The organism is Paenarthrobacter sp. TRD_SC_7 (genome assembly GCF_056156245.1).
This window is the reverse complement of sequence record NZ_CM149587.1, coordinates 1,680,687-1,700,964: the sequence shown is the minus strand read 5'-3', so window position 1 is coordinate 1,700,964 and position 20,278 is coordinate 1,680,687. Positions and strand designations below refer to the sequence as shown.

The 20,278-nt window shown below is 62.1% G+C and carries 17 protein-coding genes; 6 read left to right on the top strand and 11 right to left on the bottom strand.

Annotation, left to right across the window (positions count from 1 at the left end):
- The first annotated feature begins 47 nt into the window (after positions 1–47).
- On the top strand, positions 48–533 hold the full coding sequence (locus AC0J5Z_RS08235; RefSeq protein WP_475038644.1) for a hypothetical protein: 486 nt from the start codon (positions 48–50) through the stop codon (positions 531–533).
- Between the two features lie 960 nt (positions 534–1,493).
- On the opposite strand, the gene AC0J5Z_RS08230 is transcribed toward AC0J5Z_RS08235, so the two are convergent.
- The 3 genes from AC0J5Z_RS08230 to AC0J5Z_RS08220 form a co-directional block, all read right to left on the bottom strand.
- Complete coding sequence (locus AC0J5Z_RS08230) at positions 1,494–1,754, bottom strand: helix-turn-helix domain-containing protein (RefSeq protein ID WP_475038643.1); 261 nt, start codon at positions 1,752–1,754, stop codon at positions 1,494–1,496.
- A 239-nt stretch (positions 1,755–1,993) separates the two neighbouring features.
- Positions 1,994–2,863, bottom strand: a complete 870-nt coding sequence (htpX, locus tag AC0J5Z_RS08225; protein WP_475038642.1) for a zinc metalloprotease HtpX — start codon at positions 2,861–2,863, stop codon at positions 1,994–1,996.
- Between the two features lie 108 nt (positions 2,864–2,971).
- On the bottom strand, positions 2,972–4,243 hold the full coding sequence (locus tag AC0J5Z_RS08220; protein ID WP_475038641.1) for an MFS transporter: 1,272 nt from the start codon (positions 4,241–4,243) through the stop codon (positions 2,972–2,974).
- An 80-nt stretch (positions 4,244–4,323) separates the two neighbouring features.
- On the opposite strand from AC0J5Z_RS08220, the gene AC0J5Z_RS08215 reads away from it, so the two are divergent.
- The 4 genes from AC0J5Z_RS08215 (at position 4,324) to AC0J5Z_RS08200 (ending at position 7,870) form a co-directional block, all read left to right on the top strand.
- Positions 4,324–5,100, top strand: a complete 777-nt coding sequence (locus tag AC0J5Z_RS08215) for a hypothetical protein (protein WP_475038640.1) — start codon at positions 4,324–4,326, stop codon at positions 5,098–5,100.
- Between the two features lie 30 nt (positions 5,101–5,130).
- On the top strand, positions 5,131–5,607 hold the full coding sequence (locus AC0J5Z_RS08210; protein ID WP_017199873.1) for a Fur family transcriptional regulator: 477 nt from the start codon (positions 5,131–5,133) through the stop codon (positions 5,605–5,607).
- Positions 5,608–5,621: 14 nt separating this feature from the next.
- Positions 5,622–7,103 (top strand): catalase, encoded by a 1,482-nt coding sequence (locus tag AC0J5Z_RS08205; RefSeq protein ID WP_475038639.1) that lies wholly within the window; start codon positions 5,622–5,624, stop codon positions 7,101–7,103.
- A gap of 131 nt (positions 7,104–7,234) precedes the next feature.
- Positions 7,235–7,870 (top strand): DUF2461 domain-containing protein, encoded by a 636-nt coding sequence (locus AC0J5Z_RS08200; protein ID WP_475038638.1) that lies wholly within the window; start codon positions 7,235–7,237, stop codon positions 7,868–7,870.
- A gap of 84 nt (positions 7,871–7,954) precedes the next feature.
- Here the strand turns inward: AC0J5Z_RS08200 and AC0J5Z_RS08195 are convergent, their stop codons facing one another.
- The 6 genes from AC0J5Z_RS08195 to AC0J5Z_RS08170 all read right to left on the bottom strand — a co-directional run bounded on the left by AC0J5Z_RS08195 (position 7,955) and on the right by AC0J5Z_RS08170 (position 15,621).
- Complete coding sequence (locus tag AC0J5Z_RS08195) at positions 7,955–9,508, bottom strand: APC family permease (RefSeq protein WP_475038637.1); 1,554 nt, start codon at positions 9,506–9,508, stop codon at positions 7,955–7,957.
- 157 nt (positions 9,509–9,665) lie between these two features.
- Complete coding sequence (locus tag AC0J5Z_RS08190; protein WP_475038636.1) at positions 9,666–10,082, bottom strand: DUF779 domain-containing protein; 417 nt, start codon at positions 10,080–10,082, stop codon at positions 9,666–9,668.
- Positions 10,082–11,104, bottom strand: coding sequence for an alcohol dehydrogenase AdhP (gene adhP, locus AC0J5Z_RS08185; RefSeq protein WP_475038635.1), 1,023 nt, complete (start codon positions 11,102–11,104; stop codon positions 10,082–10,084). Before adhP ends, AC0J5Z_RS08190 begins: the two co-directional genes overlap by 1 nt.
- A 34-nt stretch (positions 11,105–11,138) precedes the next feature.
- The gene (gene exaC, locus AC0J5Z_RS08180; RefSeq protein ID WP_475038634.1) at positions 11,139–12,662 is read right to left on the bottom strand and encodes an acetaldehyde dehydrogenase ExaC; all 1,524 of its coding nucleotides are present in this window, start codon (positions 12,660–12,662) and stop codon (positions 11,139–11,141) included.
- 96 nt (positions 12,663–12,758) lie between these two features.
- Positions 12,759–14,108: a GAF domain-containing protein gene (locus AC0J5Z_RS08175; protein WP_475038633.1), complete on the bottom strand. Its 1,350-nt coding sequence runs from the start codon at positions 14,106–14,108 to the stop codon at positions 12,759–12,761.
- Between the two features lie 73 nt (positions 14,109–14,181).
- The gene (locus AC0J5Z_RS08170) at positions 14,182–15,621 is read right to left on the bottom strand and encodes an FAD-dependent oxidoreductase (RefSeq protein WP_475038632.1); all 1,440 of its coding nucleotides are present in this window, start codon (positions 15,619–15,621) and stop codon (positions 14,182–14,184) included.
- A gap of 117 nt (positions 15,622–15,738) precedes the next feature.
- Here AC0J5Z_RS08170 and rarD point away from each other — a divergent pair, with 117 nt between their 5' ends.
- Positions 15,739–16,833, top strand: a complete 1,095-nt coding sequence (gene rarD / locus AC0J5Z_RS08165) for an EamA family transporter RarD (protein WP_475038631.1) — start codon at positions 15,739–15,741, stop codon at positions 16,831–16,833.
- A 99-nt stretch (positions 16,834–16,932) separates the two neighbouring features.
- On the opposite strand, the gene AC0J5Z_RS08160 is transcribed toward rarD, so the two are convergent.
- Entirely contained in the window at positions 16,933–18,309 is a 1,377-nt protein-coding gene (locus AC0J5Z_RS08160; RefSeq protein WP_475038630.1) for an alpha-L-fucosidase, read from the bottom strand.
- Positions 18,306–20,267, bottom strand: coding sequence for a DUF2264 domain-containing protein (locus AC0J5Z_RS08155; RefSeq protein WP_475038629.1), 1,962 nt, complete (start codon positions 20,265–20,267; stop codon positions 18,306–18,308). Before AC0J5Z_RS08155 ends, AC0J5Z_RS08160 begins: the two co-directional genes overlap by 4 nt.
- Positions 20,268–20,278 lie beyond the last annotated feature (11 nt).

Here is a 20,278-nt window from a genome sequence, read left to right as displayed (position 1 = left end):
GCGCGGCCGTTGCACTTAGCGCCTGCACACCCACCATGGAGAACCCTATGACCGGCTCAGCCAATCCCAGCGACCCTGCAACCGTCAAAGCCCAGGTCGAAGAACTCAAACAAGCCCTCGCGGACCTCCACGCCTTCAAAACCGAAACCCAAAAAGCTATCGGACCCCAGAAATGGGTCGATAAGGGCACTCGAAACATGGATTGCAGAACATCCGACGGGCAAGACGGCGTGAACTACAGCATCCTGACCCAAACGCCTGACCCCGTGGATCTGGAAGCATCAGTAAACGTGGTCAAAACGTTCTGGGAATCCAAGGGCTTCACCACCCGTACCGAAACCAACCCCCGGGACCCGGGCCTCATCCGCCTCTACGCCAACGAGAACGGCGGACACCTTCTGTCCTACTACGCAAACATCAAAGGCTCCAGCCTGGAGATGAACAGCGCCTGCGTCGCTGGGGATCAGCACGAAATCTACAAGGAATTGGACAGGCAGGAAGCAAGCACCAGTACGGGTCCCACCACCAAGTAAGATCGTCACGGCATGATTTCTTCCGAGGGGTGAAGGCCGTATCGGCGGCATCGGGGCGCTGGCCGTTGAACAACTCCCGGCCAGGTGGGGTCTCGGGGGGTGTAATACGGTAGGGCCGGGCCGTCGCCTCGGGCCGATATGCGTTCATCGCGTGTAGGGCTTCCACGCGTCAAGAACGGTGATCAACGGTCTTATTTCCCCATTAGCCTGAGTTATTGCAGCGTCGCACGCTTCGCTCTGTTTGTCCTCACACGCTGTCGGCGCCGGGTTCTTCGCCAGAACATCCAAGTTGGTAAGCGTACGTGCGACAAGGCTCTGCAATTCGGCAGGTGGAGCAGGTAGCTTTCGGATTTGCACAGCGGCTTGTTTCGCTGTCAAGGCAACCGTGCTCACCGTGTACCCGCAGGTGGTCCGCTTGGCGAAATCAATCGCAGTGTCCCCTATCGACGCCAAGGCGCAGGCCACAATGTTTTCTTCGTACTCCCTCCAGGCTTCTTCACGTTCTGTGATGATGCTCGCAAACTGGGCGACTGTGGCAGTCGGAGTGGGCGTTGGTGTGGCTGTGACAGCCGTAGACACGACCGGCGCGGACTCACTGCCTGTGGATGAACATCCCGTCAGACCGATAGATGCAAGCAGGATAAGCCCCCAAATTTTCCTCATGGTCCGAATATTAACCGGAGCAGCCACCGATTAAAACCCTTTGATCGTGATGGGTTGCAGAAGATGATGGCCGAACTGAACGCGGAGGACCGTGCCGGCGTATTGCGCGCTCCCCGTTTGAAGACTTGGAGCCCGGCCCGGATTATCGAGGCGATGCACATTTTTGCAGATAGAACAGCAGTGGACTTGCGCTAGTCTGCATTTCTGTTAATCTAATAGCAGTTCAAACGTGGTGGTTTGAAGAAATGCTTTGAGGGGTCCGTGATGTGGTGTCACGGGCCCCTTCCCCATTAACGGCTACCTCGCGCTACGGCTTTGCCTAGACAGGTCACCGACCTTTTGCCGCGGTTCATTCGTCACGGGCACTGGAGCCTTGAGCAGCTCACCAATTTCCTTCAACTGGGATGCAGTGAAGCGCAGTCGGTTACCGACTTTCATGTGCGGCCAGCCATCACGCTTAGCTAGGGAGGTCACCTGGTTGTTGCTGATCTGGAGCCATTCCGCCACCTGCGTGACCGTAAAGACCTGTTCGGGCTGAAATACGTCCTCTGTCGTCATGGCAGCATCCTATGGCCCAGTCCGCAACGAGTCCGCAAGAGGTCCGCAAAAACCCAACTTCGGCCCAACGCGGCCAACCGCCTGAACCCCGGAATCTCGCGTCTAACAACGTCAGGCAACAATGCGCAATCAGCATTCGGCAGTTCGTGAACTTCCGCAGCTAGTTCCCGCGTATCCGTCGCTGGCCCGCTTTTCCGTTGTTGGCCAACGGAAAAGCGGGCCACCGACGTTAAAGCCAGTTACAGCAGCGGGTGGCCTGCCATCCGTTCCAGCCGGCCGATCCGTTCCTTCATGGGCGGGTGCGTGGAGAACATGCGTCGCATGCCGCCGCCACGGAACGGGTTGGCAATCATGAGATGCGAGGCGTTGACGAGCTTCTGGTCCTGAGGGAGCGGCAATTGGCTCACGCCGGACTCGATCTTGCGCAGGGCTGAGGCGAGTGCCAGCGGATCGCCCGTCAGCTCGGCACCGTCCTCATCGGCGTCGAACTCACGGGTCCGGGAGATGGCCATCTGAATCAGTGATGCTGCGAAGGGCGCCAGCAGGGCCATTGCGATGGTGGCCAGCGGGTTGGCATTGCGCCGGTCGCCGCTGCCAAAGATCAGCAGCATCTGCCCAACGGACGTAATGACACCGGCCACGGCAGCAGCGACCGACGAGGTCAGGATGTCGCGGCTATACACGTGCATCAGCTCATGCCCCAGGACCCCCCGGAGCTCACGGGCATCCAGAAGGTGCAGGATCCCCTCGGTGCAGCACACGGCGGCATTCTTGGGATTGCGGCCCGTAGCGAAGGCGTTGGGCGTCATGGTGGGCGAGAGATAGATCCTCGGCATGGGCTTGTTGGCGCGTGCGGACAGCTCCCGGACGATCTGGTACAGCTGCGGTGCCTGTGCCTCGGTAACCGGGTAAGCGGCCATGGAACGGATGGCGATCTTGTCGCTGTTCCAGTAGCCATACGCCGTAGTGGCCACACCAATCAGAGCCATAATCCAGATGGGCGTGGTGCTGCGCGTCCCGGCCGCGATAATGGCGCCCAAACCCAACAACACCGCCCACAGCACACCGAAGAGCGCCGCGGTCTTGAGTCCATTGTTGTGTTTATGCACGGTTGTTCTTGTCGCTTTCGTCGGCTCTTGCAGGGGTTCTGTACGGATTAACGCCGACGCCGCTCGTCGTGTTCCGCTGTCAGCCTACGATGGCGGGTGGCCGAAGAGTCAGGGCACCGGGTGTTTGGCGTCGTACGCGACGAATCCGGGCTGCATTCGCGAGGCAAACCATGCAACAAGGATGCAGAGAAGGCCCCCAAGGAGCAGCACTCCGCCTTCACTCAGGAATTGGCTGACACCACCGGCCAGCATGTCCCCTACCCGGGGCCCTCCGGCCACCACCACGATAAACACACCCTGGAGTCGCCCCCTCATATGGTCCGGCGTAGCTGACTGGAGGATGGTAGTGCGGAAGACTGCACTGACGGAGTCAGAGATACCAGCAAGGGCACAACACAGCGCAGCAGGTATCAACCAGGGCGTGACACCATCGCGGCCGGCATCCCCGGCCAGCAGCACCACCAGGCCGAAGCCGGCAATGGACGCACCCCAGCCAATCACCGACCACACCACGGCACTGCCCTGCTTGCGAACCCGCCCCAAGGGCCCGGAAAAGAGGCCGGCGAGGAAGGCTCCTACAGCCGTTGAGGCGAGCAGCACACCCACTGTGGTTTCGCCTCCGCCGATCATCACCGCCCCGATGGCGGGCATCAAAGCCCGGGGCTGGGCACAGATCATGGCGATGAGGTCGATGATGAAGGTCATACGGACGTTGGGCCGGGTACCGAGGAATCGGAAGCCCTCCACCACGGAGCGCAGCCCTGGCCGAACAGCATCCTTGGACGGCGGGAGAGGTGGGAGTTTGAAGAGCCCCCACAGTGCGAACGTGAAGCTGATGACGTCAATGGTGTATGTCCAACCGAAGCCGATGGTGGCCACGAGCACGCCTGCCAGGAGCGGCCCGGCGGTCATGGACAGACCGAACGTCAGCATGCTCAGGGCGTTGGCAGCGGGAAGCAGATCCTTGCGGACCAGGAGAGGGATGATGGCACTGCGGGCGGGGCCATTGATGCCCTGGGCTCCGCTTTGGATGGCCACGAGTGCGTAAAGGAGCCAGATGTTGCCAATCTGCAGCCATGCCTGCAAAGCCAGTCCGGCCGTGGTTGCCCAAAGGACCAGTGAGGCAATGAGGGCAACCTTGCGGCGATCGTAGGCGTCCGAAATGGAGCCCCCATAGAGTCCGGCGATGACCAAGGGAATCAGCGCAAAGATTCCCAGAAGGCCCACATGGAAACTCTCCTGAGTGAGCCGATAAACCTCCAGGCTGACAGCCACCAAGGTCAACTGGGTGCCGATGGCAGCTACTGATGCCCCCATCCAGAGTCGCCGAAAAGCGGGGCTCTCCTTCAAGGGGGTGATGTCAGCCAGTAATTTCGCCACCGTCCCACCTTACGAGCCTTGCAGCGACCTCCCGCCGCGACGCTCCAGCTTGGTAGGCTCACCCCGGAGAAGGAGTTGGCATGGGCTTGGAGCGACGATTGCTGTACCGTTCGGGGTTCTGGGAAATCGCCCGGCCACGCCATCCCCTCACGGCTGGGCACCTACTGATCCGGCTGTCCGACCCGTCCACCGAATTCGTGCAGGCTTCAGCGTCCGACTGGCTTTTCTGCCACAACCTTTTACGCGCCGCCCTCCATGACGTACTGGGTGCAACCCGCTGCGCGGTGATGTTCGCCCACCGCTGGCACCCACTTGGCTCCGCCATAGGTGAGCCCGTGGCTGAGTCCTCAACGCCGACGTTCCACCTCTTCGGGCGCTGGGTCGGAGAAACCACGACGCCGGGACGCCAGTTATCGCTGCCGGCGCACCGTCGCATCGGGGAATCGGACCACGATCTGGAAGCAACCGATGCGGCGGTCCGCGAGGCGCTGCGGCGAAGCCGGCGCGGGTCCTCGGTTGGTTCCGGACGCGAGGCGGGTGTCGCCGTCGAGCCCGTTCTCGACTCTGGTCCGCTGGTGCGGGCCGTGGACGCAGGACCCCGCCATACGGTGATTGAACCTGTCCGGGCTGTGGCGTCCGTTCGTGACATCCAGCCGGCGGAATTGCTGGCGATGGGGTCGGCACTGGCAGCGCTCCCCCTGGCTGGCGGTCTCAGCGGATTCAGTTGCGTGGCCGTCGAATCCGAGACAGCAGGTACCCCGCTGCGGGTCCATGCGCTGGCCCGATCGGCCGGTGAGGACGTGAATCCACTGGAAGGATTGCTTCGTTCACCAGAAGTTAGCCTTGCCTTATTGTGAACTCCTCAAAATAAGTGCTTCAATGAATGCATGACAGATCACACCGCCGAACAAGCAGAATGGGCCGCCGCCCTGCATGCCCACGGCCGTCGTGTGACCAAACAGCGGTTGGCAGTGCTCGCCGCGGTCCAGCACCATCCGCACTCTCCGGCAGAAGGCATTCTTGCCGCTGCCCGCAAAGAGCTGCCTGAACTGACGGCGCAGTCCGTTTACGTAGTGCTCAGCGACCTCACGGACCTGCAGATGCTGCGACGCTTCGAACCCCCGCATTCGCCCGCACTTTACGAAACCCGGGTGGGTGACAACCACCATCACGCCGTCTGCATCAGCTGCGGCAAGGTGGAGGATGTGGATTGCGCCGTGGGCCACGCTCCGTGCCTCACCCCGCATTGGGATGAGAATTCCAAGCCCATGACCATCCAGATCGCAGATGTCCTGTACCAAGGCATCTGCCAGGACTGCCAGTCCAAACAACAGCTTCCCGTAACTTCCGTAACTCAGAAATAAGAAAAAGGAGAACAATGACTGCCATTTCAACAACTCAGTCAGGTGCCCCCGTTACCTCCGACGCGCACTCGAAGTCCGTCGGCGCTGACGGTGCCATCATCCTGACCGACCACTACCTGGTGGAAAAGCTCGCACAGTTCAACCGCGAGCGGGTTCCGGAGCGTGTAGTGCACGCCAAGGGTGGCGGCGCATTCGGTACGTTCAAGACCACCTCGGACGTTTCGGCTTACACCAAGGCGGCCTTCCTGCAGCCGGGCGTCGAGACGGACATGCTGATCCGTTTCTCCTCCGTCGCAGGCGAGAACGGTTCTCCCGACACCTGGCGTGACCCCCGCGGTTTCGCCGTGAAGTTCTACACCTCCGAGGGCAACTACGACCTCGTTGGTAACAACACCCCCGTCTTCTTCATCCGCGACGGCATCAAGTTCCCGGACTTCATCCACTCCCAGAAGCGCCTCCCGGGCAGCCACCTGCGTGACGCTGACATGCAGTGGGACTTCTGGACCCTCTCCCCCGAATCCGCTCACCAGGTCACCTGGCTCATGGGCGACCGCGGCCTCCCGGCTTCCTGGCGCGAAATGCAGGGCTACGGCTCGCACACCTACCAGTGGATCAATGCCGCCGGTGAGCGTTTCTGGGCCAAGTACCACTTCAAGTCCAACCAGGGCGTCAAGACCATCACCGGTGACCAGGCTGAAGAGCTTGCCGGCTCGGATGCGGACTTCTACATCCGCGACCTCCAGGAGAACATTGCCGACGGCAACTTCCCCTCTTGGGAACTGCACGTCCAGGTCATGCCTTACGAGGACGCCAAGACGTACCGCTTCAACCCGTTCGACCTCACCAAGGTCTGGCCGCACGCGGACTACCCGCTGATCCACGTGGGCACCATGGAGCTGAACAAGAACCCGGAGAACTACTTCGCGCAGATCGAGCAGGCCACCTTCGCGCCGTCGAACTTCGTCCCGGGTATTGCCGCTTCCCCGGACAAGATGCTGCAGGCCCGCATCTTCTCCTACGCCGATGCACACCGCTACCGCGTGGGCACCAACCACGCACAGATCCCGGTGAACCAGCCCAAGAACCAGGTCAACAACTACAGCCAGGACGGACAGGGTCGTTTCCTGTTCAACTCCCCCTCCACCCCGGTGTACGCACCCAACTCGGTGGGTGGCCCGGCTGCCGTTGAGCCCACTTCGCCTGCCGGTGGCTGGGAGAACGACGGTGAGCTCACCCTCTCCGCCCACACCCTGCACGCTGAGGACGACGACTTCGGCCAGGCCGGTACCCTGTACCGCGAGGTCTACGATGACGCCGCCAAGGCCCGCCTCCTGGACACCATCACCGGTGCTGTAGGCGGCGTGAAGAACGCCGACATCAAGGAACGCGCCATCCAGTACTGGACCAACGTTGACTCCGAGCTCGGCGCCAAGCTCCGCGCCAACCTCGGTGCAGGCCAGACCGAGTCCGACGCCGAAGCAGCCAACAAGCTCTAAGCGTCGCCGCTCTACTGCATTTCCAGGAACACTCCGTTGCGGATCATCTCCGCGGCGGGGTGTTCTTTTTGTTTTCCACATAGCTCTCGTCGGCTATGGCTGGGCCTGTGTGCCGTCCCTAGGATCCTTCTATGAGCACATTCGAAGGCATCCCTACTGCCGCATTCCGTTTCTACTCCGAGCTTGAAGAGAACAACAACCGTGAGTGGTGGCTGGAGCATAAAGCAACGTACGACGCCGAGGTGAAGGAACCGCTGACAGCTCTCCTTTCGGAGCTTGAGCCGCAGTTCGGGCCTGCCAAGATTTTTCGTCCCAACAGGGACATCCGGTTCTCGCAGGACAAGTCACCGTATAAAACCGCCCAAGGGGCCTTTGCCGCCACACAGGAGGGCGTTGGCTTCTATCTCCAGATCAGTGCGGACGGTCTGCTGATCGGTGGCGGATACCACTCCCACACTCCAGCTCAGCTGGCCCGCTTCCGGGCAGCAGTGGATGCTCCTGACAGTGGATTGAAGCTGCAGAAGATAGTTGACGCAGTGGCCGCGGAAGGCTTCGCAGTTGAGGGTGAAAAACTCAAGACCGTTCCCCGGGGTTTCGACAAAGAACATCCACGCGCTGAGCTGCTCAAGCACAAGTCCTTGTCCGCCGGCGAGGAAGTCGGGCAACCGGACTGGCTTTCCACCCCTGCGGCCAAAGACCGGATCGCTGCGCGTTGGGAAGTGCTGAGGCCGCTAGTTGAGTGGGTCAGTTTGCATGCTGCGCCGTAACGCCGGAGTGCCCGGAAACCGATGGTTCCCGGGCACCCCGTGAAGCAATATCGCGCAGCTGTCTGACAAGCTGCTCACCTTGGTCTAGACCTTGGTGTAGCTGTCTTCGTCCTCATCACCCTGAGGCTGGCCGCCTGTGGTTTCGCCGTTCACGGAGGCCTTGGCCGCAGCGAACTTCTCGTTCAGCCGTGAGTGGCGCTGGCCGTAGGCGAAGTAGATGCCCATGCCAATGACCAACCAGATCGCGAAGAAGATCCAGGTTTCAACAGCAAGGTTGGTCATGAGGTAGAAGCACAGGACTGCGGAAACCCACGGCAGGACCTTGCCGAATGGGACACGGAAAGCAGGCTTGAGGTCCGGACGCTTCTTGCGGAGCACCAGGATGCCTAGGCTCACCATCACGAACGCGGACAGCGTTCCGATGTTGATCATTTCCTCGAGCAGATCCACCTTGGTAACGCCGGCAACCACGGCCACTGCGGCACCGCAGATGATCTGGAGCCGAGCCGGGGTGGAGCGCTTCTCGCTGGTCTTGGAGAGGGAGCGCGGGAGCAGCCCATCGCGGCTCATGGCCAGGACCACGCGGGACAGGCCCATGAGCAGCACCATGATCACGGTGGTCAAGCCCACCAGGGAACCGAAGGCAATGACCTTCGCGGCGTCCGTGTTGCCCACGGCTTCGAAAGCTGTGGTCAGGGTGGGGTTCTTTACCTCGGCCAACTGCGTGTAGGACACCATTCCGGTCAGTGCGAGGGAGACCAGGATGTAGAGGAGGGTAACTACCGCAAGGCCACCGAAGATACCGCGGGGCAGGGTCTTCTGCGGGTTCTTGACCTCTTCAGCGGAAGTTGCCACTACATCGAAACCAATGAAGGCAAAGAACACCAAGGCGGCACCTGCGAAGACACCCAGGGTGCCGTACTGGGCCGGGGCAGCGCCGGTGAGGAAGCCGAAGAAGGACTGCTTCATGACGTCGGCGGCACCGGAATCGGTGGGCTCCGAGGCGGGAATGAAGGGGGTGTAGTTGGAGAACTTCACGTAGCTGAAGCCCACTACGATCACGAAGAGCACCACGGCGATCTTGATCAGAGTGAAGACGTTGCCAACGCGAGCGGACAACTTTGTCCCCAGCACCAGCAGCACGGTGAAGATCGCGACGATCAGGAAGGCGCCCCAGTACAGGTCAATGCCGAACACACTGACCGACGGCGGCATTTCCACGCCCATCAAGCCAAAGACCGTACTGAGGTAAATGCCCCAGTACTTGGCGATCACGGCCGCGGCGGTGAAAAGTTCGAGGATGAGGTTCCAGCCAATGATCCATGCGAGGACCTCGCCCATGGTGGCGTACGTGAACACGTAGGCGGAGCCTGCCACGGGAATTGCCGTGGCGAATTCTGCGTAACACATGATGGCCAGCGCGCACGTGACAGCGGCGATGGCAAAGGAGATGGTGACGGCCGGGCCGGCAAAGTTTGCAGCAGCCTTGGCGCCCACAGAGAAAATCCCGGCGCCGACAGCAACAGCGACGCCCATGATCATCAAGTCCCAGGTACTGAGGCTGCGCTTCAGCTTTCGCCCGGGCTCGTCGGCATCGGCGATCGACTGCTCGATCGACTTGGTCCTGAAAATGTTCATAGAAATGCCACATTCTGGATGGGGGTGGTATAGGACTCATCAAGAATAGTGTCCGGCCCTTGGACGGCCATATTTATCCCAGATAGTGAGACGAACCACGAAACCCCGTGACGGGTGTGACTGGTGTGACGAGGACAAGTAGCCCCCGTCACACCAGTTAGAAACTCGGAACGTCCCAGTCCATGAGCGTGGAACGGATCAGGAACCGTTTGCCCTCCGGTGATTCCACTGAGAATCCACTACCGCGGCCTGGAACCACATCAACTGTGAGGTGAGTGTGGGACCAGTAGTTGAACTGTTCCTTGGACATCCAAAACTCCAAGGGCTGAGCGTCTCCACCGCTTCCGATATCGAACCGGCCGAGAAGAACATCGGAGTCACCGGTCAGAAACTCCCCCGCCGGATAGCACATGGGCGCGGAGCCGTCGCAGCAACCGCCGGACTGGTGGAACATGAGTGGCCCATGCTGGTCCCAGAGTTTGCGGAGGAGTTCCACGGACACCGCGGTGAGCGCCACCCGGGAGAAATCTTCCCCCGGCAGCGTCACCGCGGCTTCCAAGCTGTTGGAGTCCATCAGAACTTCAGAACCACTCGGCCGTCGATCTTGGCGTGCTTCATCTCATCAAGAACCGCGTTGACTTCGGAAAGCTCCCGGGTGGAGACCGTTGGCTTGATCTTTCCCTGGGCGTAGAACTCCAGTGCTTCCTCAAGGTCCTGCCGCGTTCCCACGATCGAGCCGCGTACCGTGAGGCCCTTGAGGACGATCTCGAAGATCGGCGCCGGGAAGTCTCCCGGAGGCAACCCGTTGAACACGATCGTTCCACCGCGACGTGCCATGCCGATCGCCTGGCCGAAAGCCGAGGGGTGGACCGCGGTGACCAAGACGCCGTGGCAGCCGCCCGTTTCACGCTGTATGACCTCCGCCGGATCTTCATGCAGTGCGTTGACCGTTAGTTCAGCACCGTGTTCGCGGGCCAGTGCCAACTTGTCGTCGGCAATGTCCACAGCCGCTACCCGGAGCCCCATGGCCACTGCGTACTGAACGGCGATATGCCCGAGTCCGCCGATGCCTGAGATGGTGACCCATTGTCCGGGCTTGGCCTCGGTCATCTTCAGGCCCTTGTACACGGTGACTCCCGCGCACAGAACCGGAGCAACTTCCACCGGGTCCGAGCCTTCCGGGATGCGGGCGGCAAAGCGCGTGTCCACCAGCATGTACTCGCCGAACGAGCCGTCCACGCTGTAACCACCGTTCTGCTGGGACTCGCACAACGTTTCCCAACCGGTACGGCAATACTGGCAGTCGCCGCAGGCGGACCACAGCCAGGCGTTTCCTACGAGGTCGCCCACTGCAACGTCAGTGACGCCCTCACCCAAAACCACCACTTCACCGACTCCCTCGTGACCGGGGATGAATGGTGGTGTCGGCTTGACCGGCCAGTCGCCTTCGGCGGCGTGCAGGTCTGTATGACATACCCCCGACGTGATGAGGCGGACCAGCGCCTGGCCGGGACCCGGCGTCGGCCTTTCCACTTCCTTGACCGTAAGGTCGGATCCGAATTCCGTAACTACTGCAGCTTGCATGGTTGTGGACATTGACGATCTCCTTTGATCGATGAGCAAGACGGGTTTAGAAGAAGCCGAGCTTGTTCTCGTTGTAGCTGACCAGGAGGTTCTTGGTCTGCTGGTAGTGGTCCAGCATCATGGCGTGGTTCTCACGGCCAATACCTGAGGACTTGTAGCCACCGAAGGCGGCACCTGCCGGGTAGGCGTGGTAGTTGTTGACCCACACGCGGCCGGCCTGGATTTCCCGGCCTGCACGGTAGGCGACATTTCCATTCCGCGACCAAACTCCGGCGCCAAGACCGTAAAGCGTGTCGTTGGCGATGCCGATGGCGTCGTTGTAGTCGCTGAACGTGGTCACGGACACCACCGGACCGAAGATCTCCTCCTGGAAGACCCGCATCCGGTTGTGGCCTTCGAAGATGGTGGGCTGGACGTAGTAGCCGCCGGCGAGGTCACCTGACAATTCGGCCCGGGCACCGCCGGTAAGGACCTTGGCGCCCTCCTGCTTTCCGATGTCGATGTACGACAGGATCTTCTCCAGCTGGTCATTCGAAGCCTGGGCGCCAATCTGGGTGTCGGTGTCCAACGGGTTGCCCTGGATGATCTTGTTGGTTCGGGCCACGACGTCCGTCATGAAGGAGTCGTAGATGCCTTCCTGAACCAAGGCGCGGGACGGGCAGGTGCAGACCTCGCCCTGGTTGAAGGCGAAGAGCGTAAAGCCTTCCTGGGCCTTGTCGTAGAAGGCATCGTCTTGGGCAGCGACGTCGTCGAAGAAGATGTTGGGGCTCTTGCCGCCCAGTTCCAGGGTGACGGGAATGAGGTTGTTGGACGCGTACTGGCTGATGAGGCGGCCGGTGGTGGTTTCACCAGTGAAGGCGATCTTCCGGATCCGGGAGCTTGAAGCGAGCGGCTTGCCAGCCTCCACACCGAAGCCGTTGACGACGTTCACCACGCCGGCCGGCAGGAGGTCGCCGATGAGTTCCATGAGGACCAGGATGGACGTCGGCGTCTGCTCGGCGGGCTTGAGGACCACGGCGTTGCCGGCTGCTAGCGCCGGGGCCAGCTTCCAGACGGCCATGAGGATGGGGAAGTTCCAGGGGATGATCTGGCCGACCACACCCAGCGGCTCCTTGAAGTGGTAGGCGGTGGTGTCCTCATCCAACTGGGAGAGGTGTCCTTCCTGCGCACGGACGGCGGAGGCGAAGTAGCGGAAGTGGTCGGCTGCCAAAGGGATATCGGCGTTGAGGGTTTCACGGACCGGCTTGCCGTTGTCCCAGGTCTCCGCAACTGCGAGGAGCTCCACATTCTCATCAATGCGGTCGGCGATCTTGTTCAGAATCGCTGCGCGCTCGGTGGCGGAGGTCTTTCCCCAGGAGGGTGCAACCTTGTGGGCGGCGTCCAGCGCCAGCTCGATGTCCTCAGCGGTGCCCCGGGCAACTTCGCAGAAAGCCTTGCCCGTGACGGGGGTGATGTTCTCGAAGTAGGCGCCCTTGACCGGGGCAACCCATTCGCCGCCGATCCAGTTTTCGTAGCGGTCCTTGAAAGTGACCTTCGAACCCTCGGCACCTGGCTGTGCATAAACGGTCATTGTTAGCTCCTTTGCTGCGAATCACGGTGGCTGTCGCCGTTGATCCGAGCCTAGGAGCGGGGAGGTTGCAGCTACGTTGCAACCGTGTGAGTCACCTCACGTTTTCAGTTCCGTTTCGATCCGCTCAAGGTCGGCCACGACGGCGGCGCGCTTGGGTGAGCGGGGCGGCAGCAGCTTCAGGAGCGCAAGGCGGAGGTCGACGTCGTACTTCGCTTCGGGCAACTCGGCGTACTTGAGGAGCGAGTCAACGCTGCCGTCGCTGAGCAGCGCCTCGCGCAGCAGATGCGAAACCCGTTCGCGCAACTGCACGACGCCGGGCGCCTCCGAGCGCGGCAGGAGTGCACCTTTGTAGATTTCCAAGGCTATGCGGTGGGCGCCGCGTTGGAGGCAACTGAGCACCTGGCCGGAGTCGGGCAGCAACTCGACGGGCAGACGGTAGGGACGGGACTCCGGGACCGCGTCCGGGCTGAGCTCGTGCAGGACCTTGCGCAGCCGTACCATTTCCGCCCGGAGCGTCACGGAGGACCCGTCACCGGGATAGAGCTGGGTGCAGAGGTCTTCAGCGCTGAGCCCGCCGGGTTGATTGCTGAGGATGGCCAGGATCTCGCTGTGCCTGGCAGACAGGGAAACAGCCCGTCCATCGATACTCAGCAGGGCCTGGTCGCGGCCCAACAGTTGGAGGCTGTTCCGGTACAGCGTGTGGCTGGAGGCGGCGGCTGCGCTCCGGCGTCGTGGTTTCTCCCTAACGGCCGCAGCGAGCTGAAGTCTCTCGATACGCAGTTGCGCCTGAGCTGCGGCAACCGTCGCCTCCACCAAGGAAAGTGTGTGCGGGGCAACGGCGGTTTCCGTGCCGGTGATATCCACAACGCCCAGCACTGCACCGGAATCGGGATCGTGAAAAGGTACTGCGGTGCAGCTCCATGGGTGGACGGAGCGCTTGAAGTGTTCCGCGCCGGAAATTTGGATGCTGCGGTCCAAGGCCAGAGCAGTCCCGGGTGCGCTGGTGCCCACAGAAGCTTCGGACCAGTCCGCGCCGGCCACGAACATCATGCCTTCAGCACGGCGCTGCATCACGGGATCGCCATCCACCCACAAGAGCCGCCCGACGTCGTCGCCCACTGCCACCAACAGGCCGCTGTCATGGCTGGGCTGGACCAGCAGCTTCTTGATCACGGGCATGATCGTGGCCAGGGGATGTTGCCTGCGATACTCCTCCAGCTCATCCTGGTCCATCGCGAGGGGTGCCTCGGCGACATCGGGATTGGCTTGCAGGCTTGCCGAACGCTGCCAGGATTCGCGGACCAGGCGTCGGAGGCCGGAAATCTCTTCGCCTTCCGGCACCCCGAACCGCAAGGAGTCGAGACGTTCGTGGCTGGCCAGGGCGCGCTTTTGCAGCAGCTCCGCGGCCTCGCTGCCTGGAACCGGCGGATGGATTGGATTCCTCATCGAACTCCCTGGCGTCCTGCGCATGTGGTGGGCGGCACAGTACCGTGAAGTCTAGTTCGGGTGGAGGAGATTGTCAGCCGCGGGAGATCCGGATCATTTCCTCGCGCGGAACAACCTTGATGCGCTCACGGACCACACCATTACCGTTACCTTCGCTGGAGGACCAGGCAGCACCCAGGCCGGCTTCGTGGGCATCCAACCTGTTCCAGCCCTCCCACGTGGTGTATTCCACTCCGCGTTCTTCGAGAAGGTCGATGATGGCCTGCGGATCCGGATTTTCCGCCGGGGGTAGATTGAGTCTGTCCTCAAGGAGGAATCCGATGGTCTCCAAGGCATCGCCCTTGGTGTGGCCGATCAAACCCACCGGTCCGCGCTTGATCCAGCCAGTTGCGTAGATTCCCGGCACGGGCTCCCCGTCGGCATCCAGGACGCGACCGCCGTCGTTCGGTATCACACCGCGGCGGGCATCGTACTCCAGTTCCTCCAGAGGGGAACCGTGGTAGCCGATGGCGCGGTAAACGGACTGCACGGGGTATTCGATGAACTCGCCGGTGCCCTTGACGTTGCCCGTTCCGTCCAACTGCATGCGCTCGAATTTGATGGCCGAGACCTTGCCCGGCGTCTCAGGCGAGTCGAGGATCTCCACGGGACTGTGCAGAAAGTGCAGGTGCAGGCGCCGGGAAGAGGGTTGCTCCGATTCTGCGTGCTCCTCCACCAGCCAGTTGGTCATGGTGTTGACCATGGTCTTGATCTGGTTGTTTGTCTTGATGGCCTCATCCGAAGCTTCGTCGAACTCGAAATCCTCCGGGTACAGGACGATGTCCACGTCCTTGCAGTGCGACAGCTCGCGCAACTCCAACGGAGTAAATTTCACTTGGGCCGGGCCACGGCGGCCGAAGACGTGGACGTCGGTGACCGGGGACTTCTTGAGCCCGGCATAGACGTTGTCCGGGATCTCTGTGACCAGCAGTTCCTCGGGGTGTTTGACCAGCATGCGGGCGACGTCCAAGGCCACGTTGCCGTTGCCTATCACGGCTATCTCCTTGGCATCCAGGGGCCAGTCGCGAGGAACGTCGGGGTGTCCGTCGTACCAGGAAACGAAGTCTGCGCCGCCGAAGGAGCCCTCCAGTTCGACACCGGGGATCCTCAAGTCGGCGTCTTTGATGGCACCTGTGGAGAAGATCACGGCGTCGTAGAAGGCACGGAAATCGTGGAGAGTGAGGTCCTTGCCGTAGGTTACGTTGCCGAGGAAGCGGATGTCGCCGCGGTCCAGGACTTTGTGCAGCGCGTTCACGATGCCCTTGATCCGCGGGTGATCCGGTGCCACGCCGTAGCGGATCAGGCCGTAAGGCGCCGGATATGCCTCGAAGAGATCAATGCTGACGTCCACGTGCCCGTCCTTGACCTCGCTTGATTTCGTCAGGATGTCCGCGGCGTACACACCTGCGGGTCCTGCGCCAACGATCGCAACACGAAGCGGACGATTGGGGTTTGTTGCGGCTGAGTTGGACACCGTTAGCCCTTCCGAAGCAGTGAGCCACGCCGTTGTTGGGGCGCGCAGATTCCAATTCTAGATGTCGACCCTACCCCCGTCCGCTTATATGGCAGGAGTCACAGAAAATCCCAAAGATTGCGGAATATTGCGGGCTTCCTTTATGTTGGCGACAATGTGTCGACACCGGATCATATAGCTGCCAATTCCCCATCTTCAAACCAGCCAACGACGACGACAGCCGGGGGCGGCGGTGGAGTTACCGGCGGTTCCGGCAATTCGGCCAAACCGGGCAGTAAGCCCGTGAGGAGCGAGTCGACGGCTGGAATCCTGTTCGGCATCGGCGCTTACGGCCTGTGGGGGCTGCTTCCCCTGTACTTCTTTGTGCTGATGCCAGCCAGCGCAGTGGAAATCGTGGCAAACCGGATCGTCTGGTCCTTGCTCTTCTGTGCACTGCTCATCACCATCACGCGGGCATGGAAGACGTTCCGGGCTGCGGTGAAGGATGGTTCTGTGTTCGGTCCGTTGGCCCTGGCAGCCGTGCTGATTGCCATAAACTGGCTCACCTACACATTCGGCGTCACCACGGGCCACGCCGTTGAGACGTCCTTGGGCTACTTCATCAACCCGCTGGTCTCGGTTTTGCTCGGTGTTTTCCTCCTCAAGGAGAAGCTGCGTCCCCTGCAGTGGGCAGCAGTGGCCATTGGCTTCGTTGCTGTGGGCGTCCTGACGTTCTCCTATGGGCAGCTTCCTTGGATTGCCCTGATCCTTGCGTTCAGCTTCGGGCTGTATGGCTTCGTGAAGAAGCGTGTGGGGCCCAAGGTTGACGCCCTCACAAGCCTCAGCGTCGAGACCGTAGTGCTGGCTCCCTTCGCAGCCATCACCATGGTGGTCCTGGGCGTGACTGGCGTCCAGACCCTCACCACCTTGGGAGCCGGCCACTTCTGGCTGTTGGTGGCCTCCGGTGTCATCACGGCCGTACCGCTGCTCTTCTTCGGTGCTTCGGCCCGCCGTCTGCCCATGACCACTATCGGCCTCCTGCAGTACTTTGCTCCTGTCCTTCAGTTCATCGTGGCGCTTGCTGTGTTCAACGAGACCATGACCACTGCCCGCTGGATCGGGTTCTGCGTGGTGTGGTTGGCCCTGGTGTTGCTGACCATCGACATGCTGCGAACCACCCGGAAGAACTCCGTGCTGAAGAAGAAGGCAAGGATCGCTGCTGCTGGCGCCTAAACCAGTCCCGCCCACCCCGCCGAGTTCGCGGGAAGGCCGCCAGATCGCCGGAGTTTTCCGGAAGAATTGGCAGCCTTCCCACGAAGTCGATGCGAAGCCCTAGTCCAGCACATCCGGGTTGGGCTCCTTTGCGGACGCTGGGCCCTGGATGGCTGTGGTTTCCACGGCGAACACGAGCGGCCCGGCACTCAAATCAGCCTCAACTTCCACCTCGAACAACGAGTCCGCGAGCCGCTTGAACGGGTGTGCCTCGCTGCCCAATGGGCCAGACCCCAGCAACCGGATTTCGGCGAGCGCGAGCCCCTCCGGAGGATGCAGCCGGATCCGCCCGGACGCCGGCACGCGCGTGACAATCGCGAAGACGTCGCCGTTGGTAGATCGGGTGAAGTACCCCCACCCCGGATAGTCCCATCCCTCGGCGAAGCCGCACTCGTAGATTGCCACGCCGTTCACGTTCAGCCACTCCCCCACAAGGCTGGCAATCTCCACCTCGGCGGGCGCCATGGAGCCGTCGCCGCGGGGTCCGAAATTCAGCAGGAAGTTGCCGCCCAATGATGTGCAGTGGGCGATCATGTCCACAACATCCCAAGGGTGCTTGAGCGTGGACTGCGCCCATGGGCCTTGGTGATAACCCCAGCTTGCCTGCGGGATGGTCATGCAGGCTTCCCAATCCCGCCTGGCCACGCTGTGGTCCCACGGCTCGGGCAGCCGGCGCTCGTAGCCGCTTTCGTAGTCACCCATAAGCAATCCATTTGAATCAACGTGTCGGGCCCCGAAGTCGTCCGCACGCAAACGGCTGTTGACCACCACGCCGGGAATCCGTTCCTTCAGCATCCGTTCGACCTCCCAGGTCCACCACCCGTTGGCTTTCACGGATTCGTCCCACGTGCCGTCGAACCAGAAGCCCTTGACGCTGGGATAGCGTTCGGCCAGTTCTTCCAACTGTTTCATCGCGAAGTCGAGGTAGCGGGCGAAAGCCAGGTTGTCGCCGTCGTTCTCCAAGGTGAAGCGCCAGTCCGGATGCCGCCAGTCCAGCACTGAGTAGTAGAAGTTGACGTCAATTCCACGCGCCTCGTAGGCCTGGACGAGTTCGCCCAGGACATCGCGACCGGAGGGCGTGTTCCCCATGTGGAAGTCCGTGTGGACGCTGGGCCACAGGCAGAAACCGTCATGGTGTTTGGTAGTGATGGTCATGTAGCGGGCACCCAGTGCCACCGCCGTGTCCGCCCACCGGTCAGCGTCGAAATCCGCCAGCGTGAAATCGTTGGCGAGCGCCTCCCAGCGTTCTTGGGGAATCTTGGCGACCCGAGGCAGGAACTCAGCCGCGAACTCCACATCCTTCCCTTCCCAGCGGCCAGCCGGCAGGGCGTAGAGGCCCCAGTGAATGAACTGCCCTACGCGATGGCCTCGGAACCGCTGCATTGCAGCATCCCCACGTGGTTCTGCCCGGGACGCTCCGTATTTGAGGTCGATCACTTTCCCACCTGCCCGTCCCACGGCACAAACGTCCGCAGATCAAAAGTTTGCGAATTGCCGCTCGCCCATGACACGGAGACTTCCGTACCGGAAACCACGACGGCGGCAGCTGCCTTGAGCGCTTCGGGCGCCGGAGCCGGATCCCGGGTTAGCGTGTGGAGCGCAACGTGGACCGTTTCCTCACCGCAGCGCTGTGCGCTGAGGCTCGGGACTGCTGAGTTCTTGCCCATGGCGTTGGCATCCGTGTAATGAGTGGTGTTCGATTCCTGCCAGCCGTGGACGGCCGTCACTGCGGCGAAGACATCGCCGTTGCTGGCCCATGCCGTTTCTTCGGACCGGCCCGCTTGCACGGGTTGGGCTCCGGCCACGGCATGTCCACCCTCACGCACGGAGTACCCCACCGGTCCCCGGACCAAGTGGCAGCGAAGCTCATGAATCCCGTCCACTGCAGAGACAGTGGTCACGGCAGTTCCCGGCAGGGCCTTGCCGTACAGCTGCGGAACGTGCACGGATCCGCTGACGAGTCCGTCCGTGCGGGTGGCGCGGAGGGCACAACGCCGGCTCGCCACGCCGTCGGACCCCAGCAACGCAAGATGACCGTCCATGTTGTCCTCCCACGCAACTCCTGTCCCGGGCGCGGTGTGGGTGGAGTAGGAGAACTTGGCGTAGTGGGGATCGTCCGGATCCGTGCCGCCTCCCACAGGCAGGCCGCAGTGATCACTCCCGTGGTTGGTGAGACGGACCAAGCCGCCGTCGCTGGTGAGCGTCCACCCGGCATCCGGCAATGGGCGCACCACGCCCGGCCCATCGGTGGGCTGAGGCTCTTCAACGTCCTGCCACACCCGGTGCTCCGGCGGTAGCGCCAAACCAAGAAAGCCGATGCCTGCCAAATATGGTGAACCGAATCCGCTGTACGCCTGGCAGGACCCAAGGTGTTCGTCATACCACCCCAGGTTCGGCGGGCCATCAACGCCGACACCCTTCGCGGTGAAGTTCGCCAGCACACCGGAGGCCAAACGGCGGGTGGCACCGGGCGTCAGCGGGTTCACGCCCGAGATCTCGGCGCACCACAGTGCAGCCAGGACAGCAGTGCGGTACGCCAGGGATCGCCCGACGTGCAGCACCGCCCCATCTGTGGCGAACATCAGGCTGTGTGTTCCCACAAAGTCGCGCAACCGTTCAAGGTGACGGCGACCTTCAGCGGTATCCTCCCGGCCGGTCATCTTGTACCAAGCCCACAGATACGGGTGAATAGCCCACGCGTTGTAGTAGTCGATGGCGTGCTCCGGCCCGTCCGTGTACCAGCCATCACCCAGATACCAGGACTCCACCCGGGCCACATTCCGCGCACCCGTGCAGCCGGACACATCCTCACCCACCGAACGCAGGAAGCCCTCCGCCATTGCCGGGAACAGTTGCCAGTTGTTGCCCCACACCTCAAGCCGGGCGTGGTGCCGCAACCAGTCCGCAACCCGATTCTTCTCGTTCGCAGCCAGTGGCTCCCACAGCCACTCCCTGGCGATGTAGAGCGAGAAGGCGATGTTCGCCGCCTCCACGATCGAGTTGGTCACCCCCAGCAAAGGAGACTTGCACGTGACACCCAACGGCCAGCGCTCCGCGCCTTCGGGATCGGTTCCGGCCAAAAGCGCCTCCCGGTACCACGCCGCCAAACCCAGCCGGTCCTCCCCGCCAGCGCCCGCGATCCGTGGCGCAGCCATCAGAAGACTCCGGCCGATGGTCTCCATGCCTTCCCGGCGCTCGCCGTCGCGGGTCACCGGGCCGGGCAGACGGGGACTCGCTTTGAGCGGGCTGGAGTATTCACGTACGTGCTCCAGCCAATGGTCAGCCGTGGCTTCCCAGTGGCTGCGGCCCCAGCCGGTGAATGGGGAGTGGGCGGTGTCGGGTTCTGGTAGCCAAGGGAGGCTGAGGCTGGGCACGTTGGGCAGGGGCTTTGTCACGGTGTTCGGGT

Coding starts and splice junctions, on each gene's coding strand:
- AC0J5Z_RS08235 (WP_475038644.1), top strand. CDS start 48: ATGACCGGCTCAGCCAATCCCAGCGACCCTGCAACCGTCAAAGCCCAG.
- AC0J5Z_RS08230 (WP_475038643.1), bottom strand. CDS start 1,754: ATGACGACAGAGGACGTATTTCAGCCCGAACAGGTCTTTACGGTCACG.
- AC0J5Z_RS08215 (WP_475038640.1), top strand. CDS start 4,324: ATGGGCTTGGAGCGACGATTGCTGTACCGTTCGGGGTTCTGGGAAATC.
- AC0J5Z_RS08210 (WP_017199873.1), top strand. CDS start 5,131: ATGACAGATCACACCGCCGAACAAGCAGAATGGGCCGCCGCCCTGCAT.
- AC0J5Z_RS08205 (WP_475038639.1), top strand. CDS start 5,622: ATGACTGCCATTTCAACAACTCAGTCAGGTGCCCCCGTTACCTCCGAC.
- AC0J5Z_RS08200 (WP_475038638.1), top strand. CDS start 7,235: ATGAGCACATTCGAAGGCATCCCTACTGCCGCATTCCGTTTCTACTCC.
- AC0J5Z_RS08195 (WP_475038637.1), bottom strand. CDS start 9,508: ATGAACATTTTCAGGACCAAGTCGATCGAGCAGTCGATCGCCGATGCC.
- AC0J5Z_RS08190 (WP_475038636.1), bottom strand. CDS start 10,082: ATGGACTCCAACAGCTTGGAAGCCGCGGTGACGCTGCCGGGGGAAGAT.
- adhP (WP_475038635.1), bottom strand. CDS start 11,104: ATGTCCACAACCATGCAAGCTGCAGTAGTTACGGAATTCGGATCCGAC.
- exaC (WP_475038634.1), bottom strand. CDS start 12,662: ATGACCGTTTATGCACAGCCAGGTGCCGAGGGTTCGAAGGTCACTTTC.
- AC0J5Z_RS08175 (WP_475038633.1), bottom strand. CDS start 14,108: ATGAGGAATCCAATCCATCCGCCGGTTCCAGGCAGCGAGGCCGCGGAG.